19 protein-coding genes are annotated in these 19,425 nt (G+C 33.1%); 14 read left to right on the top strand and 5 right to left on the bottom strand.

Annotated elements, in window-relative coordinates; genetic code table 11:
* Positions 1-37 precede the first annotated feature (37 nt).
* The 8 genes from ABD077_RS14755 to ABD077_RS14720 all read left to right on the top strand — a co-directional run bounded on the left by ABD077_RS14755 (position 38) and on the right by ABD077_RS14720 (position 4,549).
* Positions 38-541, top strand: coding sequence for a GbsR/MarR family transcriptional regulator (locus ABD077_RS14755; protein WP_219009096.1), 504 nt, complete (start codon positions 38-40; stop codon positions 539-541).
* Between the two features lie 98 nt (positions 542-639).
* Complete coding sequence (locus tag ABD077_RS14750) at positions 640-1,005, top strand: hypothetical protein (RefSeq protein ID WP_343913057.1); 366 nt, start codon at positions 640-642, stop codon at positions 1,003-1,005.
* A gap of 16 nt (positions 1,006-1,021) precedes the next feature.
* Complete coding sequence (locus ABD077_RS14745) at positions 1,022-1,366, top strand: hypothetical protein (protein ID WP_343913056.1); 345 nt, start codon at positions 1,022-1,024, stop codon at positions 1,364-1,366.
* Positions 1,367-1,382: 16 nt separating this feature from the next.
* On the top strand, positions 1,383-1,790 hold the full coding sequence (locus ABD077_RS14740) for a hypothetical protein (protein WP_343913055.1): 408 nt from the start codon (positions 1,383-1,385) through the stop codon (positions 1,788-1,790).
* Positions 1,791-1,807: 17 nt separating this feature from the next.
* Positions 1,808-2,689, top strand: a complete 882-nt coding sequence (locus ABD077_RS14735) for a class I SAM-dependent methyltransferase (RefSeq protein WP_343913054.1) — start codon at positions 1,808-1,810, stop codon at positions 2,687-2,689.
* Between the two features lie 12 nt (positions 2,690-2,701).
* The gene (locus tag ABD077_RS14730; RefSeq protein WP_343913053.1) at positions 2,702-3,139 is read left to right on the top strand and encodes a hypothetical protein; all 438 of its coding nucleotides are present in this window, start codon (positions 2,702-2,704) and stop codon (positions 3,137-3,139) included.
* A gap of 13 nt (positions 3,140-3,152) precedes the next feature.
* On the top strand, positions 3,153-4,064 hold the full coding sequence (locus tag ABD077_RS14725) for a TIGR01777 family oxidoreductase (protein ID WP_343913052.1): 912 nt from the start codon (positions 3,153-3,155) through the stop codon (positions 4,062-4,064).
* Between the two features lie 2 nt (positions 4,065-4,066).
* The gene (locus ABD077_RS14720) at positions 4,067-4,549 is read left to right on the top strand and encodes an SRPBCC family protein (protein WP_343913051.1); all 483 of its coding nucleotides are present in this window, start codon (positions 4,067-4,069) and stop codon (positions 4,547-4,549) included.
* A gap of 157 nt (positions 4,550-4,706) precedes the next feature.
* Here the strand turns inward: ABD077_RS14720 and ABD077_RS14715 are convergent, their stop codons facing one another.
* Entirely contained in the window at positions 4,707-5,270 is a 564-nt protein-coding gene (locus ABD077_RS14715) for a hypothetical protein (RefSeq protein ID WP_343913050.1), read from the bottom strand.
* Between the two features lie 259 nt (positions 5,271-5,529).
* On the opposite strand from ABD077_RS14715, the gene ABD077_RS14710 reads away from it, so the two are divergent.
* Genes ABD077_RS14710 through ABD077_RS14700 form a run of 3 tightly spaced genes read left to right on the top strand, consistent with a single transcriptional unit; the run spans position 5,530 to position 6,647 of the window.
* On the top strand, positions 5,530-6,084 hold the full coding sequence (locus tag ABD077_RS14710; protein ID WP_027392615.1) for a sigma-70 family RNA polymerase sigma factor: 555 nt from the start codon (positions 5,530-5,532) through the stop codon (positions 6,082-6,084).
* Between the two features lie 6 nt (positions 6,085-6,090).
* Entirely contained in the window at positions 6,091-6,351 is a 261-nt protein-coding gene (locus tag ABD077_RS14705) for a hypothetical protein (RefSeq protein WP_299608543.1), read from the top strand.
* Between the two features lie 41 nt (positions 6,352-6,392).
* On the top strand, positions 6,393-6,647 hold the full coding sequence (locus ABD077_RS14700; protein ID WP_299901021.1) for a hypothetical protein: 255 nt from the start codon (positions 6,393-6,395) through the stop codon (positions 6,645-6,647).
* Here ABD077_RS14700 and ABD077_RS14695 read toward each other — a convergent pair.
* On the bottom strand, positions 6,636-7,463 hold the full coding sequence (locus tag ABD077_RS14695) for a UbiA prenyltransferase family protein (protein ID WP_343913049.1): 828 nt from the start codon (positions 7,461-7,463) through the stop codon (positions 6,636-6,638). The two genes, ABD077_RS14700 and ABD077_RS14695, sit on opposite strands and share 12 nt — an antisense overlap.
* A 134-nt stretch (positions 7,464-7,597) precedes the next feature.
* Between ABD077_RS14695 and gcvP the strand changes: the two genes are divergently transcribed.
* Positions 7,598-10,450 (top strand): aminomethyl-transferring glycine dehydrogenase, encoded by a 2,853-nt coding sequence (gene gcvP / locus ABD077_RS14690; RefSeq protein ID WP_343913048.1) that lies wholly within the window; start codon positions 7,598-7,600, stop codon positions 10,448-10,450.
* A gap of 62 nt (positions 10,451-10,512) precedes the next feature.
* Here the strand turns inward: gcvP and ABD077_RS14685 are convergent, their stop codons facing one another.
* From ABD077_RS14685 to ABD077_RS14675, 3 genes are all read right to left on the bottom strand, one after another.
* Positions 10,513-11,235: an alpha/beta hydrolase gene (locus tag ABD077_RS14685; protein WP_343913047.1), complete on the bottom strand. Its 723-nt coding sequence runs from the start codon at positions 11,233-11,235 to the stop codon at positions 10,513-10,515.
* A gap of 188 nt (positions 11,236-11,423) precedes the next feature.
* A complete protein-coding gene (locus ABD077_RS14680) occupies positions 11,424-12,803 on the bottom strand; it encodes an exonuclease domain-containing protein (protein WP_343913046.1) in 1,380 nt (459 codons plus the stop codon).
* Between the two features lie 95 nt (positions 12,804-12,898).
* Positions 12,899-13,309, bottom strand: coding sequence for a DUF3010 family protein (locus ABD077_RS14675; protein ID WP_343913045.1), 411 nt, complete (start codon positions 13,307-13,309; stop codon positions 12,899-12,901).
* Between the two features lie 362 nt (positions 13,310-13,671).
* Between ABD077_RS14675 and ABD077_RS14670 the strand changes: the two genes are divergently transcribed.
* Together ABD077_RS14670 and ABD077_RS14665 are read left to right on the top strand one after the other, a co-directional pair.
* Positions 13,672-16,893 (top strand): chondroitinase-B domain-containing protein, encoded by a 3,222-nt coding sequence (locus tag ABD077_RS14670; protein WP_343913044.1) that lies wholly within the window; start codon positions 13,672-13,674, stop codon positions 16,891-16,893.
* A gap of 220 nt (positions 16,894-17,113) precedes the next feature.
* Positions 17,114-19,420, top strand: a complete 2,307-nt coding sequence (locus ABD077_RS14665) for a tetratricopeptide repeat protein (protein ID WP_343913043.1) — start codon at positions 17,114-17,116, stop codon at positions 19,418-19,420.
* The last annotated feature ends 5 nt before the right edge of the window (positions 19,421-19,425 follow it).

The following is a 19,425-nucleotide window of genomic DNA, read 5'->3' as shown; positions in this document are numbered from 1 at the left end:
ATTACTGAAAGTTTAAAATATTTTATATATTTGTCCTATGAATTACAATGAAGCAAAAGATAAATTTATTTCTACTTGGGGAGCTTTAGGAACTCTTTGGGGCATCAACAAAGCCATGGCACAAATTCATGCTTTGTTATGGATATCCCCAGAACCACTCTCTATGGAGGACATTATGGAAGAGTTACATATCTCTAGAGGGAATACGAGCATGAACTTGCGTCAATTAATGGATTGGGGTATTGTATTTAAAGAAAGTAAACCAGGAGAACGTAAAGAGTATTTCGTATCCGAAAAAGATGTACAGGAACTCGCTAGACAAGTAGCTAAAGAGCGAAGCAGACGTGAAATAAAGCCTGTGATCAAAGTACTAAGAGAAGTATCTGGAATTGAAAATGATGGCTCTAAAAAAACAGAAGAATTGATTAAGCAAACCAAATCGCTCTATGAACTGGCAGATAGTGCAGATACGATGATGAACAAAATTGTAAATCAAGAATCTAATTGGATTACTAAGACATTAATGAAACTGATTAAATAAATAACAGAAACATACTTTAAACAATAGAGAGGAAGCAATTCCTTTTCTTTTTCAAAATATGTTTCAAAAATTATTGAAACTTTAAAACTATTAGAATTATGAAAACGATACATAACATTAACAAATGGAGTTTTATTATCACATTATTGCTTTACATAACGGTTTATCTAGGATTATTAGCACAGATTCCTCTTGGGATTATACAGTTTATTCTAGCATGTTCCATTCTGGCGCATTGGAAAAAACTGAATAGCATATCCAAAAAATTAATAGTTAGTTATTGGTCTTTTTTTGCTTTGTATTGGATAACATTTTTCGTTTTCAACCAAAACTTCGAAAGCCTATTTGGATTGTTTTTCTTTTCAGTAATCCCGATGAGTATCGCTTCTTATTTTGTCTATGTAACTTATAAGATAAAGAAGTATGTAGAGCAAATTGAATTTAGACCCGCATACTGTAATTAGTAAAAAAAAACTAAAAGTGAATTTAAATCTAATTACATATGGCATATACTTGTTAATTATGGTCTTTATCATTATAAAAGTAGGATTGATTTGCTATCGAAACGGAAACATTTTTGTAGCACATCTAGTTCCTGATGACAAAGATTTTTGTTTACGTGTAAACAATGTACTACTAATAGGATACTATCTAATTAATATTGGATACGCCGTAATTACATTATCAGATTGGACTACGGTCATTTCAATTTCACAAATGATCGAGAGTCTTTCTAAAAATACAGCAATCATAGTTTGCATACTAGCAGTGCTGCATTATTTCAATCTATTCTGGATCACAAAATTTATTAAGAACATTAAATAATTATAAAAACTACTTTATGGAAACATCTAAAATTTTTATTGGATATATCATCTACTTACCAATTGCAATTACCCTTACTTATTTTGTTTCTAAAACACTTTTTAGAAATGGAAAAACCTTTATGATTGATATTTTCAAAGGTAAAGATGATATCGCTCTTGCAACCAATCGCCTTTTTGAAGTTGGGTTCTATTTATTAAATATTGGTTGGGCTTTATTAATTCTAAAAATTGATAATTACCGTTTTAATGACACCTATCAAAACCTCATAGAAATATTAAGTTTCAAAATAGGTGGATTCTCTATTTATTTAGGACTCATGTTATTCTTAAATATGTATTTATTCTTTAGAGGAAGAAAAAAATCTAAACAAAAGATTCCAGTAGTAACTCAGGTGATCAAACCACAAAGTCCAAACGTCTAACGATTAAACATTTCATTATGAACACTACAATCCCTCTTTTACATAAAATTAGATTTCAAAAATCAAACAAAGAAAAACTTATAGAACTTTATAACGAAGCTACCGAAGATTATGAATTCTGGAGCAAAGATTTCAATATGCATTTTGGGTATTATATTCCTTTTAAAACTACTCTTTTTAAAAGAGACACTATGCTTAATGAGATGAATAATCAAGTTTTTAAGCGATTACATTTTAATAAGCAAAAAGGTCTTGTGGCGGATCTTGGTTGTGGCATAGGAGGCACTATGAAATATGGACTCAGAAAATACCCAAGACTACATATGCTAGGTGTAACACTTTCTTCTTTTCAGGTAACTGAAGGAAATAAGAGACTCCATAAAATGAATGGACTTATTTTACAGGAAAATTATAATCATACTTCTTTTGCTGATAACAGTTTTGACAGTGCTTACGCTATAGAAAGCTTTTGCCATTCTGGTCATAGTGATACTGCGCTCTCTGAAGCGTATAGAATTATTAAACCAGGTGGTAAACTGGTGATTGCAGATGCTTTTCTTAAGAAAGAAAAAGATCAATTATGTATGGGAAGCCATTATTGTTATAAACAACTGTGCAAAGGATGGAGTTTAGAAGGATTAGGAAGTATTCTAAATGTAAAAAAGTCATTAGAACGTATTGGATTCAAAAAAGTAACTATAGAAGATGTATCCTTTAGAGTTGCTCCTTCAGTACTCCATGTGCCATTTGCGATTACTGGATTTATATTCAAAAAACTGATCAGAAAAGAAAATCTAAAAGTACAAAGCTGGAAAAACCTAAAAGGCTCTTTGTTTGCTCTGCTTTCTGGTTTGCATATGCAAAGTTTTGGATATTACATCGTAACAGCTGAAAAATAAGGTATATTAAGGATGACAATTAAAATCATATATCAATGGAGCTATATCGTGATCGCAACTATTATATCAACCATCACATTGTTCTATTATGCCAAAGAATTGCCAGAATTGATTAGTAATGATAAATTATCCAAAGAAATAGTAATGTGTACGGGGCAGTTAATATGGCAAGGTGGCATTATAATGTTATGCATTAAAAGAAAAATTCATACATACTTATGTCATATGATTACAGTTTCTTTATTAGGCTCTTTAGTACTAATTTCATTATTATTTTTATATCAAATAGCGTTGATAAGTTTAGAAATCAAAGTTCTTCTATTTCTAATAGTGGTAAGTTTAATGATCATTGAACATGCCAGGAGAGTAAAAAAACTAAAACTCCCCTCTTATCTTACAGCAACTTGGGTTCTATACAGACTCGCTTGGTTACCTATTTTATTATTTTAAAAAAAGAATACGAATGAAAAAACTAGTTATAGCAGCAGGCACAGGGTTTTTAGGAGATATTTTGGTAGAATATTTCAAAAATAAAGTTGATACCATCATCATACTAACTCGTGGAGAAAACAGAACGATTAATAATATCCGATATGTACAATGGGATGCAAAAACCATTGGTAATTGGCAAAGCGAATTAGAAGGTGCAGATGTCTTAATCAATATGACTGGGAAATCAGTAGATTGTAGATATCATCAAAAAAACAAAGATCTGATTCTTTCCTCTAGAGTGGAATCAACCAATGTCTTAGGAAAAGTAATCACCAACTGTACACATCCTCCAAAAGTGTGGTTAAATTCTTCTACAGCTACGATCTACCGACATTCTTTGGATATGGAAATGGATGAAATCAATGGTGAAATAGGAACTGGCTTTTCTGTAAACGTAGCGACCAATTGGGAGCATGCATTCTTTTCTCATCATACTCCAAAAACTAGAAAAGTAGCACTAAGAACCTCGATAGTACTGGGAAAAAAGGGAGGTGCTTTACAACCTATTCTTAATCTTGTAAAAATTGGATTTGGAGGCAAACAAGGAAAAGGAAATCAAAAATTTAGTTGGATCCATGAAATTGATTTTGCAAGAAGCTTGGAGTTTATTATTGACAATCCTGAGATGGAAGGCCCGATTAATATCGTAGCACCTAATCCATCTGATAACAAGACTCTAATGCAAACATTAAGAAAGGTAACCAATATAAGTATTGGAATGCCTTTACCAAAATTTCTTTTGGAGATTGGAGCTCGTATGATCAAAACTGAAACTGAACTCATTTTAAAAAGCAGAAATGTAATTCCAAAAAAATTACAGGAAGCAGGTTTTCAATTTACATATCCAGATCTTACTGAAGCAACCAAAGAACTTACTTCATAATTATGACTGTTATTACATTACATACAATGATTAAGGCTCCCATAGCAACTGTCTTTGATGCAGCTAGAAATATAGATCTTCATATGAAATCCGCTCACAAAACTAGAGAAAAAGCTATTGCAGGAAAAACATCAGGTTTGATCAATCTATACGAAACCGTAACTTGGAAAGGAAAACACTTTGGTTGCTCCCTACAACATCAAAGTAAAATAACATCACTTAGGTATCCTACTTATTTTATTGATGAAATGATCAAAGGTCATTTTAAAAGTTTTAAGCATCAGCATATTTTTAAAGAAACGTCTTCTGGAACCGAAATGATCGATGTTTTGGAATACAAAACTCCTTATGGTTTTATAGGTCGCCTATTTGATCGATTGCTTCTAAAAAAACATCTCATCACTTTTTTAAAAATTAGAAATGATCATATTAAAATCGAAACTGAAAAAATAGCGCTTATCAAGAGTAAACCTGAAAAGTTCTGAAAAACTATTATGAATCTGCCATCGTGGGCATTTCAGGCTGAGTATATAAACAAACATTACGAGGATTCATCACTCAATTCGGTAATAAAATTTCATTAACGACTTTTCAGGTTAACCACTCCCAATTTAACTATTGTATAAGAATATTAACCTTATATTATTCTTCAATCGCAAAACAATAAATACGTACATCTCCAGAAGTACCCATAATATTATTTGCTTCAGTACCTTTATAAATTGGCTGAAAAGCATACTCGCCAGGAGCTAAAGCTGGCATTATCATTTCATATAAATTACCTTCTATTTTTCTCAACTCTGGAATCACCAAATGCTGGCTAATATCTTTACTTCCTCCGCCTATAGAGTTCCCTTTTTGTATAAATCGTCTGTATTTCTTTCGTTTTTTTACAACATCTGCCTTAGAGATAATAACAATATCTAGCGGATCAATTCCTTCGTCTAGTGCTATAATAAATTTCGGAAGTTCATTTGGGCGAAATCTAACATCTGAATATTTACTATTAAATATGGTCAAATATTGATTCACCCCTCCGTATCCAAAACCTATTGCTTTGGCTTCTATTTTAGCACCTTTACGCTCAAATGATTGTACATTCCCATCCTTTATATAATAGGGAACAAAGTTTTTTTCTACTTCTTGCGCTTGCACACTAACTAAAAACCCTAATTGAAGTATTAGTAACCAAGTAATTTTTTTCATTATTTCTACTTTTTTTATTTGGCCGGCAAATGATGGTACTCCTGTTAATTTTATTAAACAGCGTTAATAAATCAGGATCTAGCAAATGACGGATTGATTAAAAATGTTTTAAGCAAACTTAACCTCATCATCTCCTTCAAAAAATACCCAATTACAGGTATATATCTATAGATAAGCTGTTTTTGAAGTAATTCGGAAGTACAAACTTCTTTGAGATTCAACTTTTTATCATATTTTTGGAAAAAAGAGCCGATAACATATGCCTACAAACACGATAGACCCTAATACGTGGATTGATAAATACAGTGATTATTTGTTTAATTATACTATAGTAAGGGTCGATGATAGAGAGATTGCACAAGATTTAGTGCAGGAGACCTTTTTTGCAGGTCTAAAATCAATGAAAAATTTTAAGGGTGAAGCTAGTGAACGCACATGGCTCATTTCGATTCTTAAAAGAAAGATTATTGATCATTACCGAAAAATTAATAGTAATAAAGGAAAAGCTGAAGTACGTATTAATTATACAAATGATGGTGAGACTGAAGGTGATTGGCTCGAAGAGCGAGTAGCGGATCCTTTTGATCAAAATGCCGAAGGAAAAATAGAGAATACAGAATTAGGAGTAGCTATACATAATTGTATTGGCAAATTACCAGAAAAACAAGCTCGTATTTTCTCTATGAAAACAATTCAAGGATTTGATACAGAAGCTATCTGTAATGAATTTGATATCACCGCGTCTAACCTCTGGGTAATCATTCACCGAGCACGTACAGCAATGGCAGAATGCTTAGAAAAAAACTGGTTTTAATATAATATGAGTACTGGAAACAAAATATTTGTAAGTTGTGAAGATGCAAATCACATTTGCGATAAAAATCAATATAAGGAAGCCTCACTTTGGGAAAAAATAAAATTAAATATTCATTTAATTTATTGTAAGGCTTGCAGAAAATATTCGTCTAAGAATACGAAACTAACAAAATTATTTAAAGATCCTAAAGTCATTAGTATCAATCAATCGGCTAAGGATTCTATGAAAGAGCAGTTAAAGAAAAAAATGTCTGAAATGGAATAAAAAAAGTTAATAATGCCCCAAAAAATAAGATTAAAATTGTAATGAAAACGAGTAATAGTTTATTTGTATCTTGCGAACAAGCAAAATTTATCTGTGACAAAAATCAATATGGTGAAGCCTCTTTTTTAGAGATCATCAAGTTAAATATCAGGTTAGTGTATTGCAAGGTAACCAGAGCATATTCTAAAAGGAATACAAAGCTCACAAAAACGATAAAAAATTCTAATGTTCAAGTAATGGAAACTTCTATGAAGGAGAAAATGAAAGAACAATTAAGAAAAAAATTAGCCGAATAGGCTTTGCATCAGAACCAATATAAACAACCATATCATCGGAATACTTTCGACCCAAAAGGAGCAAAAGTATTCCGATTGTTTTTTATCAGTACCCCATAAAAACAACAGACTAATGATGGTTATAAATACGGTACTTAAAATCTCCGTAGAAGTTAGTTCATCTCTAAATGCGGTAAGCAATAAAAAAGTTACTAAGACAATACTTCCAAAAACTTTAGTCCTCGTAATTCCCATTTTTTGAGGAATCGTTTCCAACTCTTTGGCATCATATTGTAGATCCCTTATTTCGAAAGGCAACATAATTACTACAATAAAAAGAAAACGTTGTATTGCTTCAATAGTCATATCAAAACCTAAGTTCCCTTCTGCGTATAATACAGGCACTATTACGGTAATTCCTGTCCATGTAACCGCGATAATAAAGATTTTAATTCCAGCAACACTTCTTAAATTCTTTTTATTTGGAAAAACAGGTACCGTATATAAAATCGTCAATAATATAAATGGCAACATAAATACTATTGTATCTATGGATAATTGAAACCCAAAATAAACAAAAACAATACTGCTTATAACGGTTAACGCCCTAATTTTGGTCATAGATTTTGTTAATCTACGATGATACAATCTTGAAATTGAAGCGTATTTTACAAAATTGTATGCTACGATTGATCCAAAAAATGCAAAATACACATAAGTATCTCCTCCTAAAATTTCGAACTTCAAAAAAGTTATTTTAACCAATGCCGCTACAGCTAATGCCACATGGATACTGCTGTTTAGGTAAAAATCAAATATACTTTTAATGGTTTTCACGTTCCAAATTTAGGGGAATCTGTTAATAACCGTCTAAGTTGGTTAAAAACTTGATAGCGTAAGGTTAATTAATTGTGAAATTTTTATGGATTAAATATGTACTTTTGCGCTTTCAATCTCAACTGTTTTTTGCTATGAAAACCGACTCGTTTAAACTACGTCATATAGGTCCTTCAGAAAAGGATCTTAATGATATGTTATCTATGATCAAGGCAGAATCTATGGATCAACTGATCTACGAAACTGTTCCTGATGATATTTTACTAAAAGCTCCACTGCAACTTGATGAAGCTATGAGCGAACAAGAGTATTCTGCTCATATACAGCAATTAGCTGCGAAGAATAAAGTTTTTAAAACTTATATTGGTTTAGGATATCATGAAGCATGTTTGCCGGCAGTGATACAGCGTAACATTTTAGAAAACCCTGGATGGTATACTGCTTATACTCCTTATCAGGCTGAAATTGCGCAAGGAAGACTAGAAGCTTTGCTAAACTACCAGACCATGGTTTGTGACCTTACTGGTATGGAATTGGCAAATGCCTCGTTACTAGATGAAAGTACCGCAGCAGCAGAAGCAATGACCATGTTATTTGCTGTTAGATCCAGAACTCAGAAAAAAGAAAATGTTCATAAATTTTTCGTTTCTGAGGAAATCTTACCACAAACTATTTCATTGTTAAAAACAAGAGCGATTCCATTAGGAATTGAACTGGTTATTGGTGATCATACTAAATTTGATTTCTCTACTGATTTCTACGGCGCAATCTTGCAATATCCTGGAGTATCGGGACAGGTATATGATTATGCTTCATTTGTAGAGCAAGCACATCAGTCAGAAATAAAAGTAGCTGTAGCTGCAGACGTTTTAAGTCTTGTTTCTTTGAAATCTCCTGGTAGTTTTGATGTAGATGTAGTAGTAGGAACAACCCAACGATTTGGAATTCCATTAGGATATGGAGGACCCCATGCCGCTTATTTTGCTACTCGAGAAGCTTACAAAAGAAATATTCCTGGGAGAATTATTGGGGTTACCCAAGATATGAATGGCAATAGAGCACTACGTATGGCCTTACAAACTCGTGAGCAGCATATCAAACGTGATAAAGCGACTTCTAATATTTGTACCGCGCAGGTTCTATTAGCAGTAATGGCTGGTATGTACGCCGTATATCACGGAAAAGAAGGATTACAATATATCGCTACCAAAGTACATAGTGCCGCTACAACCCTCGCGAATACTATTACCAAACTTGGTTACAAACAACTAAATACTAGTTTCTTTGATACTATTAGAATTGAAGCAGATGCGAATAAAATCAAACAAATAGCAGAAGCTCAAAGTATCAATTTTTACTATCCAGATACCAATGTAGTATCTATCTCATTAAATGAAGCAACAACACTAGCTGACCTAAATAACATAGTTTCGATTTTTGCAGAAGCTTCAGGAAAAGATACTATCGATGTTACTTCTGATAATAGCACAACTAACATTCCAGATTCGGTAAAAAGAAATACACCATTTTTAACAAATGATGTTTTCAATACTTACCATTCTGAAACTGAATTAATGCGTTATATCAAAAAGCTTGAGCGTAAGGATTTATCTTTGAATCATTCTATGATTCCTCTTGGTTCTTGTACCATGAAATTGAATGCCGCTTCGGAGATGCTTCCTTTAAGTAATCCACAATGGGGTAATATACATCCATTGGTTCCTGTAGAGCAAGCACAAGGATATCAAGAAGTATTAAAAAAGTTAGAAGACCAATTAACAGAAATCACTGGTTTTGCAGCTACCTCTTTACAACCTAATTCTGGTGCACAAGGAGAGTTTGCAGGATTAATGGTTATTCGTGCCTATCATGAAGCGAGAGGTGATCACCACAGAAATATTTGTCTAATTCCTTCTTCTGCTCATGGAACCAATCCGGCATCAGCAGTAATGGCAGGTATGAAAGTAGTAGTTACAAAAGCTACCGAAGAAGGAAATATCGATGTTGAGGATCTAAGAGAAAAAGCAGAAAAATACAAAGACAATCTCTCTGCATTAATGGTAACTTATCCTTCTACTCACGGAGTATATGAATCAGCTATTAAAGAAATCACACAGATTATCCATGATAATGGTGGACAAGTATATATGGATGGTGCTAATATGAATGCCCAAGTAGGATTAACAAATCCTGGAGCAATTGGAGCAGATGTTTGTCACTTAAACTTACATAAAACATTTGCCATTCCACATGGTGGTGGTGGACCTGGCGTAGGACCTATTTGTGTAGCAAAACAGTTGGTTCCATTTTTACCAGGCAATCCTATAATTACCACTGGTGGCGATCAAGCAATCACAGCGATCTCTGCAGCGCCTTGGGGATCTGCATTAGCTTGTTTAATATCCTATGGATACATTACCATGCTTGGTGCAAAAGGACTTAGAGAATCTACTGAATACGCTATCTTAAATGCAAACTATATCAAAGAGCGATTAGATGGTCATTACAGCACATTGTATTCTGGTGAGAGAGGACGTGCTGCACACGAAATGATTGTAGACTGTCGCCCTTTTAAAGCACATGGCATTGAAGTTACGGATATCGCAAAGCGCCTTATGGATTATGGATTCCATGCACCTACAGTTTCATTTCCGGTAGCAGGAACTATTATGATAGAACCTACAGAAAGTGAAAGTAAGGCGGAATTAGATCGTTTTTGTGACGCTATGATTAGTATACGTCAGGAGATTGCAGAAGCGAGTTCTGAAGATGCTAATAACGTTATGAAAAATGCACCACATACCTTAGCTATGCTAACAGCAGATTCTTGGGATTTTCCATACACAAGAGAACAAGCTGCTTATCCATTAGCGTATGTTGCAGATAACAAATTCTGGCCAACAGTAAGACGTGTGGATGATGCATACGGAGATAGAAATCTTATCTGTACTTGTGCGCCTATAGAAGAATATATGGAAGAGGTTTAATCTAAACTTCTTTATTTCAAATAAAAATGCCTGGTAAAAAATACCAGGCATTTTTATTTATACTAGATCGTTTCTAGAAAACCCTTTACAGCCTTCCAATAACTTTCATTATCAGAAAATCGTTCCCATAGTGCTCTGGAACCATGATTACCATCTGTTTCTGGAAGAAAGAACTGCTTTTTATCTGATACTATAGCTTCATAAATTCCTGACCAGTTCTTTTTCTCTTTTTTTGCCGAAGTAATAAATACAGGAGATTTAATATTAGCAGCACTACTAGAGATATAGTTTTTCTTATCAAAATATTCTCCTGGAGAAAATGACAGTACTCCATTGACATCATTAGGATGATCACCAGCATATTTTAAGACTAGAGACGAAGAATAAGAGCTTCCCCAAATGATCAACTTTTTAGGTTGATATGTTTTTTTTACAAAGGCAATCGCAGCTTCTACATCTTGATACGCATCGATAAATTCAGTTTTCTTACCTTCTTTTTTTGCTTCTCGTGCTGTATGATTTAATCGTTCGTTTACGATCATGCCAGATCGTTGATCTACCGCAAGACAATTATACCCTATCTTGGTAAGTTTAGGAGCTATTTCCATATACTCTCCTCTACTCCATCCTGCTTGATGAAAAAGAATAATAAACGAATCACTACCTGATGCTTCATATAAATCTGCCGTTATCATTAATCCATCTTTTGATTGAAAATCAATTGTTTTCTGACCATGTATGGATATTGCTAAAAAGGAAATAAGTACTAAAAAGATATTTTTCATCAGTGTATTTTTTTAAAATAATCAAAAAGCGTGTTCGAATAATCATCTAATTAAAGTCTAATTAATCAAAACGGCTTATGACACAAGGGAATTATGAGTTAATAAGTCTCTCAAAATACTAAATTAGCTGATAGTGAAATGCTATTATTTTGTTATAATTTCTAAAAACTAAAAGACAATGTTTAAATCTAGATAGGGACAATGTTTCTATCTCCGTGTTTTCTCAAATAACTTTTTATGATTTTTGTAGTATGATAGGTGTGTTTTTGTAATTGCAAATAAGTATCAAAATCTTCTGAATTTAAGATTTGCTCATCATTTTGAAGATACCCAAAACCTCTATAGACACCATCCTGAATCATCACAAAACTTTGTTCATTAAACGTTCTACCCTTCCCTTTAATAAAATAACTCTTCTGATCTCTTTTTAATGAAGATAATGCTTGCTGAGCCCTCATATTATACAATGCTACTGACTCATCTCCGATACAGATACCTTTACAATTTTTAATCTTATAATGTGAGCATCGTTCTGTGGTAGTTTGTAAACTGCAATACCTTGGACATAATTGAAACTTCTCGCATAATTGCTCCAATTTTTCGATTGCTTCTGCCCTCGTATAAAATATTTCTATAGAGTGATCAAAAGTATGCGATCTATCAATTGCTAATTGAATTACTCCTTTCCTATTTGTATAATACATAATACAATAAGGAGCTACTGGCTTTTTCTGCGCTTTATTAAATTTAGGATAATGTTTTCTAATTTTTTCAGCTTCGAGGAGCAATGCCACCAATTCATCACCAGTTACCTCAAAATCGATCGTATAGGTTTCCTGACCTAAGGCATATTCTTTATTCTTCTTATCATAAAAATGACTAACTACCCTCTGTTTTATATTCTTTGCTTTGCCAGCATAAATTACTTTCCCTTTTTGATCCTTGAACAAATATATCCCAGTCTCTTCTGGCAACTGATCAATGTTTTCTGCTTTTAGGTGTGGTGGTAATGTTGCCTCTTTAGAACGAACATTTAAAAACTTATTGATAACCTTAAACTCTGGATCTAAGCTTAAAATTCTTTGAAATAAAACAACAGTAGCATCCGTATCGCCTTCAGCCCTATGCCGATCTTCGAGAGGAATATTGAGAGCAGAACACAATTTACCAAGACTGTAGGAAAACATTCCAGGAATGAGTTTTCTGGATAATCGAACGGTACATAATTTTTTTCGCACAAAAGAGTACCCTAGATTCTTGAACTCTTCTTTGATTACGTTATAATCAAAATTTACATTATGTGCTACAAAAATTGCTCCTGTAGTCAATTCAATGATACGCTGAGCAATCTCATGGAATCTTGGAGCATCTCGTACCATATCATTATCGATACCTGTTAACCCAGTAATAAATGGAGGAATTGGACACTCAGGATTTACCAAAGAAGTAAACTTATCTATAACAGTATCTCCCTTTAATACAACAATACAAATTTCTGTAATGCGATTTCCATGAATGCCTTTACCAGTAGTTTCCACATCAATAACAGCATATAATTTTTCTGACATTACCTTTGTTTTGGGTTACAAATCTAAAAAGAAATATCTAAAATTTGGAATTTTTCCTTTTAAAATGGAATTTTTCCTATTTATTCATAAAATTACTATCTCAGAAGATAGGTTGCCAAGCGAGTAGCATTTTCCTGATATGCATTATCATAAGAAACAGGAAGCTCATTTTTCTTATAATATGCCGTTAATGTCTGTTTAGAAACAAAAGTTATTTCTGTTTTTTTATAACACTGAATAAGTGCTTCTAGTTTAAAAGAAACTGAAGCTGCGGCAAACTTGCCTTTTGTTTGTCGACTAATAATACCAATACTGTTAGGTGCTACCTCATCAAAAAAAGTTTCTACCTTTTGCAGAAAATCTTGTATCTCTTGATTGTTATGATCATCCTTTATTTCGATGTATTTAGTCTTACCTGTCACATTCTGTAATATACCGTTAGCATCTTTAGACACGATAACACAAATAGCTCTTTTTTTATCAATTTCAATTCCTACGGCTTTCATCTTTCCAAAATTAGTATATAATTTTTTAAGTATTGTCGGTAGTCTTCTAAAAAATAAAGTTTACAAGAATCAGAAAAAATCTAGCACTAATATTCGCACCATAAAAATGAGATATAGTATAACCAAAACCTACAACGAAAATAAACTACTCAATTAATTAACCTTTTTTTTGATATTTCATGATTTTTAAACACAAAAAATTGATATATCATCTATTTATTTTTAAATTGGTTGACCAATTTGGTTTATTTAAACAACAGTATTTTTTTCAAAGACCCCCCTTTTTTTTTTAAAAACTCCCATATGAACTAACACCAACAAGCACTTCACGATAAAACAACTATCTATTTAACAAATATCACATGAAAAATCACAACTCTTATTATCTATCTAGCAAACAAAAAAAACACCTTGTAGCCATTTTACCTGTTGACAAAAGAAGGTTCAAAAAAATATTAATCATTCTTTTTCTATTTTCCTCGCATCTATTTGCGAAGGAATACTTCATTAACTCTATCGATGAATTTAAAAATCTAAGTTTACTTCCTGGTGATATAGTAACCTGGAAAAACGGAACATATAATTCTGATGAAAGATTAGTTTTTAAAGCTAACGGAACTTCCTCCGATCCGATTATTTTAAGAGCTGAAACTCCAGGTGGAGTAATTTTTAATAATGGATTGCAGATGGATATTGCTGGAAACTTTCTGATTGTCGAAGGGTTTCATTGGAAAGGAGGTTACGGAGCTAGTAATTTCATACAGTTTAGAAATGGAACAACTTACGCCCAGAATTCCACTATTCAAAACTGTGTCATCGATGGTTTAGGCGTGGAACCTGGCGATGCTGCAGAAGCCGAACAAGATGGAGCTGTTGTAAAACATCGATGGGTAGTTTTATATGGAAACAATAACAATGTATTGTATTGCTCTTTTCTAAACAAGTCTACCGCTGGAGCCTTAGTTTTAGTAGAACTGGAATACAATGCAGCAAATAATCGCTGTGATATTGTAGGACATACCATAAGCCATAATTATTTTTATAAATACGAAAAAATAGATCCTTCTCTGTCAAATTCTGGCGATAGTGAAACCATCCGAGTAGGAACTAGCGAATTTCAGAATGTAGATTGTAGAACCATCGTTAGTAACAACTACTTTGTTGAAGCAGATGGTGAAAATGAAATAATCACCAACAAAAGTGATAATAATACCTATCAAAACAATACTTTTAGACGATGTAGAGGATCTTTAACACTACGCCATGGTTCTGGAGCGACGGTAAAAGACAATTACTTTTTAGGAGAAAATGTTGACGGAACAGGCGGAATTAGAATCGTAGATAGCGACCACGAAATAAGCAATAACTACATTCAGGATTGCATTACAGTAATTGATCAGGCAAAATGGAATAACGGAATTACATTTATGGGAGGCTCTACAAATTCTCAAGATAATTGCAACTCCACAAGTGTATCTAATGGTTATCAAAAATCTGAAGATATTACCGTTTCTAATAATACCATAGTAAACACCAATGCTCCATTATTCTTTAACGGTGACAAAGGTACCAACGACAATACTGGGATTGTTTCTAATAATGTTATTTTCTTTTCTAATGGATCACCCAATACGACTGATGTTATCACCGAAGATGATAATGGTGATTTTTCGGCTATTGGCTCCTCTTTATCTTATTCTGGAAATGTATATAGCAATACAACTTTAGGAGCATCAATAAGCGGATTTTCGGCAACAAACTTATCTGCATCTACTAATGGAGAAATATTTACTATTTTGGGGACTAACGCTGGATCTTCTATCTCACAATCGCCATATACTGATAATGATATTGCTGTAAATGTTGGTGCTTGTTTTGTTAATGCTAATGGAAATCCAATAAATTCTTGTGATAGCACAACGACAGATATATTGATAACATCTTCTATAGATAATTTTAATGCTAGTGCTAGCAGTAAAGAACTTACAATTACTTCGAATGTAAATTGGACGGTTTCTGATGACAGTTCTTGGATCTCAGTAAGTCCTACTTCTGGTGTTAATAATGGAATTACCAACATTAGCGTAACAGCAAATTCGGAAACATCTTCAAGAACGGGTATTGTAACCGTGACTGGCGGTTCTATAACCAGAACAATTACCATTATACAATCGGGCACAACATCTAATATTCCAGTAGATTCGGTGAGTATTGTTCCTATTGACAGTCCTATAGAAGTTGGAAGTACAACATTTATAACAGCGATCATATCTCCTGCTAACGCCACTAATCAAAATATAACTTATGTTAGTAGTAATACAGCTATTGCCACTATCAATGCAGATGGACTTATCAATACCATAAATACAGGAGAAGCCACTATTACAGTAACGACAGAAGACGGTCAGTTTATGGATACGACTGTAATAACAGTAGTTCCTGTGACCTCTGAAACCAATTTAGCTTTAAACAAACCTGTGACTGCTACCGGAACACCAGATGGAAGTAATATTTCCTCTAATCTTGTTGATGGATCTACCAGTTCACGTTGGTCCGTTAACGGTTTTCCACAATCCTTTACATTAGATCTTGGTGATATTTTTAGCATCCAGAAAACAGAATTGGTGTTTTATCAAGATAGAGCATATCAATACTTTATAGAAATCGCCACTGAATCTAATGGCTCTTTTACTGAAATAATTGACAGAAGAAACAATACTTCACCAGGAACAGTCTCCGCTCCTGTAACTGATATTATCTCTTCTATTGAGGCTCGATATATTAGAGTTACTGTTCTTGGAGCATATGAATATTCTGGACCATGGATTAGTATATTAGAATTTAGAGTATTTGGCAATGCAATAGATATTTCAAAATGTACCACTGGAAGCAACTTGAGTTTAGGTGGAAACGTATCTTCTTATAGCAATCAACAGACTACTAATCCTGCAAACAACATTATAGATGATAATACAGAAAACAGATGGTCTGCAGAAGGGTTTCCTCAAAATGTAGTAATAGATCTGGGAGATGAATACCCAGTTGGCGAAATTAATGTGTATCCATATAATAATAGAGCCTATCAGTTTATTGTAGAAGGCTCTAGCAGTTCTGCGACTTCAGATTTTTCTGTGTTAACTGATGCTTCTAATAACACATCTGGTGGCACTCTAATTCATAGAAGTTTTTCTACACAATCTGTACGATATGTAAAGCTTACCATTACTGGTGCCTCTGGCTATACAGGAAATTGGTCGTCGATCAGAGAATTCGAAATAATTTGTGCTGGTGCTAGTCAAAGTCTATCCAATAGAATAGGGTTTGATGAGTTTAGCGATGTTTCCATATACCCTAATCCTTTTACAACAAACCTAACAATCGAACTACCTAATAATAATACTGAAATATTCAGCATACAACTTGTGGATGTATATGGTAGAGAAGTGCACAAAACAGAGAACATAAGATCTTCTAATAGTCTTAATGTACCCAAAAGTCTTCCTAACGGAATTTACTTTATAAGACTATTTAACTCAAATAACAGAGTAATCAACATTAGCAAAGTAATAAAGGATTCGTACTAAACACCTTATATAATGAAGGCAGAATTAAAAATTCTGCCTTCATTATATTTCTTTTTTTTTTTTGCATAAAAACTCTTTTGCTTTCTCGATATATTAAGATATCAGTACAAAACTTTTTAATATTTCTAAACTATGAACTTTATATTTCATCCAACTATTTTTATAAAGAATTTATCAATTATTTTCTATCCAACTTATCTTTGTAACTTTGTTCTTGTATATGGAAACGGAAACAAAAAAATCTTGGACAAAAAAATTATGGGATCGTAAAGTCCCACAGTATTTAGGAACTTACTTCGCATTAGGCTTTGGTTTACTCCAGTTTTTAGAATTTATAACAAAACGTTATGAGTTAAGTGAATTTTGGGTAGATAAGTACTTATTAGTTTGGCTTGCCTTAATCCCCGCGATTATCCTTATCGCTTATTTTAGCAGTCATCTTACACCCTCATTAAGATCTAAATCTCTTAAATGGCCTAAGTTTTTGATTATTGGAAACATAGGCATTGCTGTGTTACTCGGAGCATTACTATTTAACGGCGAAGCAATTGCCCAGAGTGAGGTTATTGAACTTACGGATGAGAAAGGTCAAAAAATCACAGCTGTAATTCCCAAACTAAACACTGTAAAGACAGTTGCTTGCTTTCAGTTTGAAAATTCAACAGGAGATACAACTCTTGATTGGTGGAGTGTTGCATTTGCCAATCTACTAGAATTCAATTTAGATCAACGTCCAGAGTTTTATTCCTACTCACCCTATTCCCTATATAGTTTTTATGACGGTGCAGGTCTTAACTCTTTTGAAATTCCTAATGTGGGTATACAAAGAAAAATCGCACAGAAATCCAGAAACGACTATTTTATAAGAGTTTCCTATGATAAAGAAGGAGATACCTTCGTTCTCAAAGGTAACTTATATGAAACCAAGACAGGAAATAGTATACTATCAATCAATGCCAAAAATGAGGACCCATATGCTACCATTGATGCGGTAAAGGAACAAATTTTTGAAAATATACCAAATCCACTTACAATTGAAGGAAATGAAGTTAACTTACCTGCTTCTGCTTTATTAACAAGTAATCAAGAAGCGCTTAAGCAACATACATTATCCAGAATTGCATTTTATCAAAATCCTTCAGGTTTACAAAAAGTAGTACAGTTAGCAAAAAAAGCAATCGAATTAGATCCAACCTGTTCTTATTGTCAGTATTATGTGGGAGATCCATTATATGGTTTAGGCAAAAGAGAAGAAGCTTTGATATATATAAAAAATGCTATAAAATATGGAGCTTCTTTACCAAAGAGAATGCAATTTGCTGCAAAAGGAGTTTTATATAGCATTACCGATAATACAGATGCTTATTTAAAATTACAAGAAGTTCATAGGAAAATGTATCCTTATGACTTTGGTCCTTACAATCAATTACTACCTCTTTACAAATCCAAATATGGAATTGATAAAGCGAAAGAATTAGTACAAGAAGCTATTGATAATGGAAATTTAGAAAAAGGGCTCTTAACAATGTATAACTTACAGTTAGAAAATGAGGAATTTGAAGATGCCAAGGTTACCTTGGACAGACTAAGCACTGAATTTCCCGAAAGAGAACAAGATAAAGTAAAGTACACAACCATTTATGAAAGACAAGGTGAATTAGATAAGGCTAGAGAATTACTACTGGAACAAGAAACCTTAGATCCACTTAGTACCGATATACAAAGAAGGCTTGCCTATTTAGACTACCGAGACCTACAGCAAGAAAAAGCGTTTGATAGATTAAACCAAGGTATAGACCAAGCTACAACACTAACAGATAGCTTACAATTTATGTCTCTAAGAATGCATTTTCTTAGAATGTCTGGGCAAATACAAAAAGCCTTCAATGAAATAGAAACAATTGAAAAACTTAGTCTAAAAAGAGCTCCAATCAACCAAGTTATAATTTCAACTTTTACCGCTAAGGTAGATATGTACCAATCTATTGGTCAGTCTGCCAAAGCTCATGAACTATTAGAAGAAATCCGAAAATACTCACCTGAGAAAGTTAACTACTATGAATGTATGGCCGCATCGGGCGCAATCATTAAAGACTATGACCCTTATTTAGAGTTTGAAAAGATATCCCTTTGTAATAAACAATACCAATTTTTCGGTAAAGGATATGATATGTATTTTAAACTTATAATTGCTTATCATGCGAAAGATTACGAAACTTGTACAAAGATCTTGCAAGAAGATGATGGTAGAGTTATCAATTTATTTTTTGAAAAGACATTTTTAGTAAATGTATATATAAAAACGAATCAATTAGACAAGGCTAAAGCATTGTTACAAAAGATGATTGATCAAAAAGATGATGATGCCATTTATTATTATCAAATGGCGTTGGTTCTTGAAAAGGAAGATCCAAATGCTGCTAAAAAGTATTTAGATACTGCGCTTCAGTATTGGTCTAAGGCAGATGAAAATTATATTCCGTTCCGAAAGGCAAAATCGTTAGAAGCTACTTTATCGAGTTTGTAAAGCAA

It is taken from the genome of Aquimarina litoralis, from assembly GCF_039523995.1.
GTDB classification, from domain to species: domain Bacteria; phylum Bacteroidota; class Bacteroidia; order Flavobacteriales; family Flavobacteriaceae; genus Aquimarina; species Aquimarina litoralis.
This window is presented reverse-complemented; position numbering and strand designations above follow the sequence as displayed.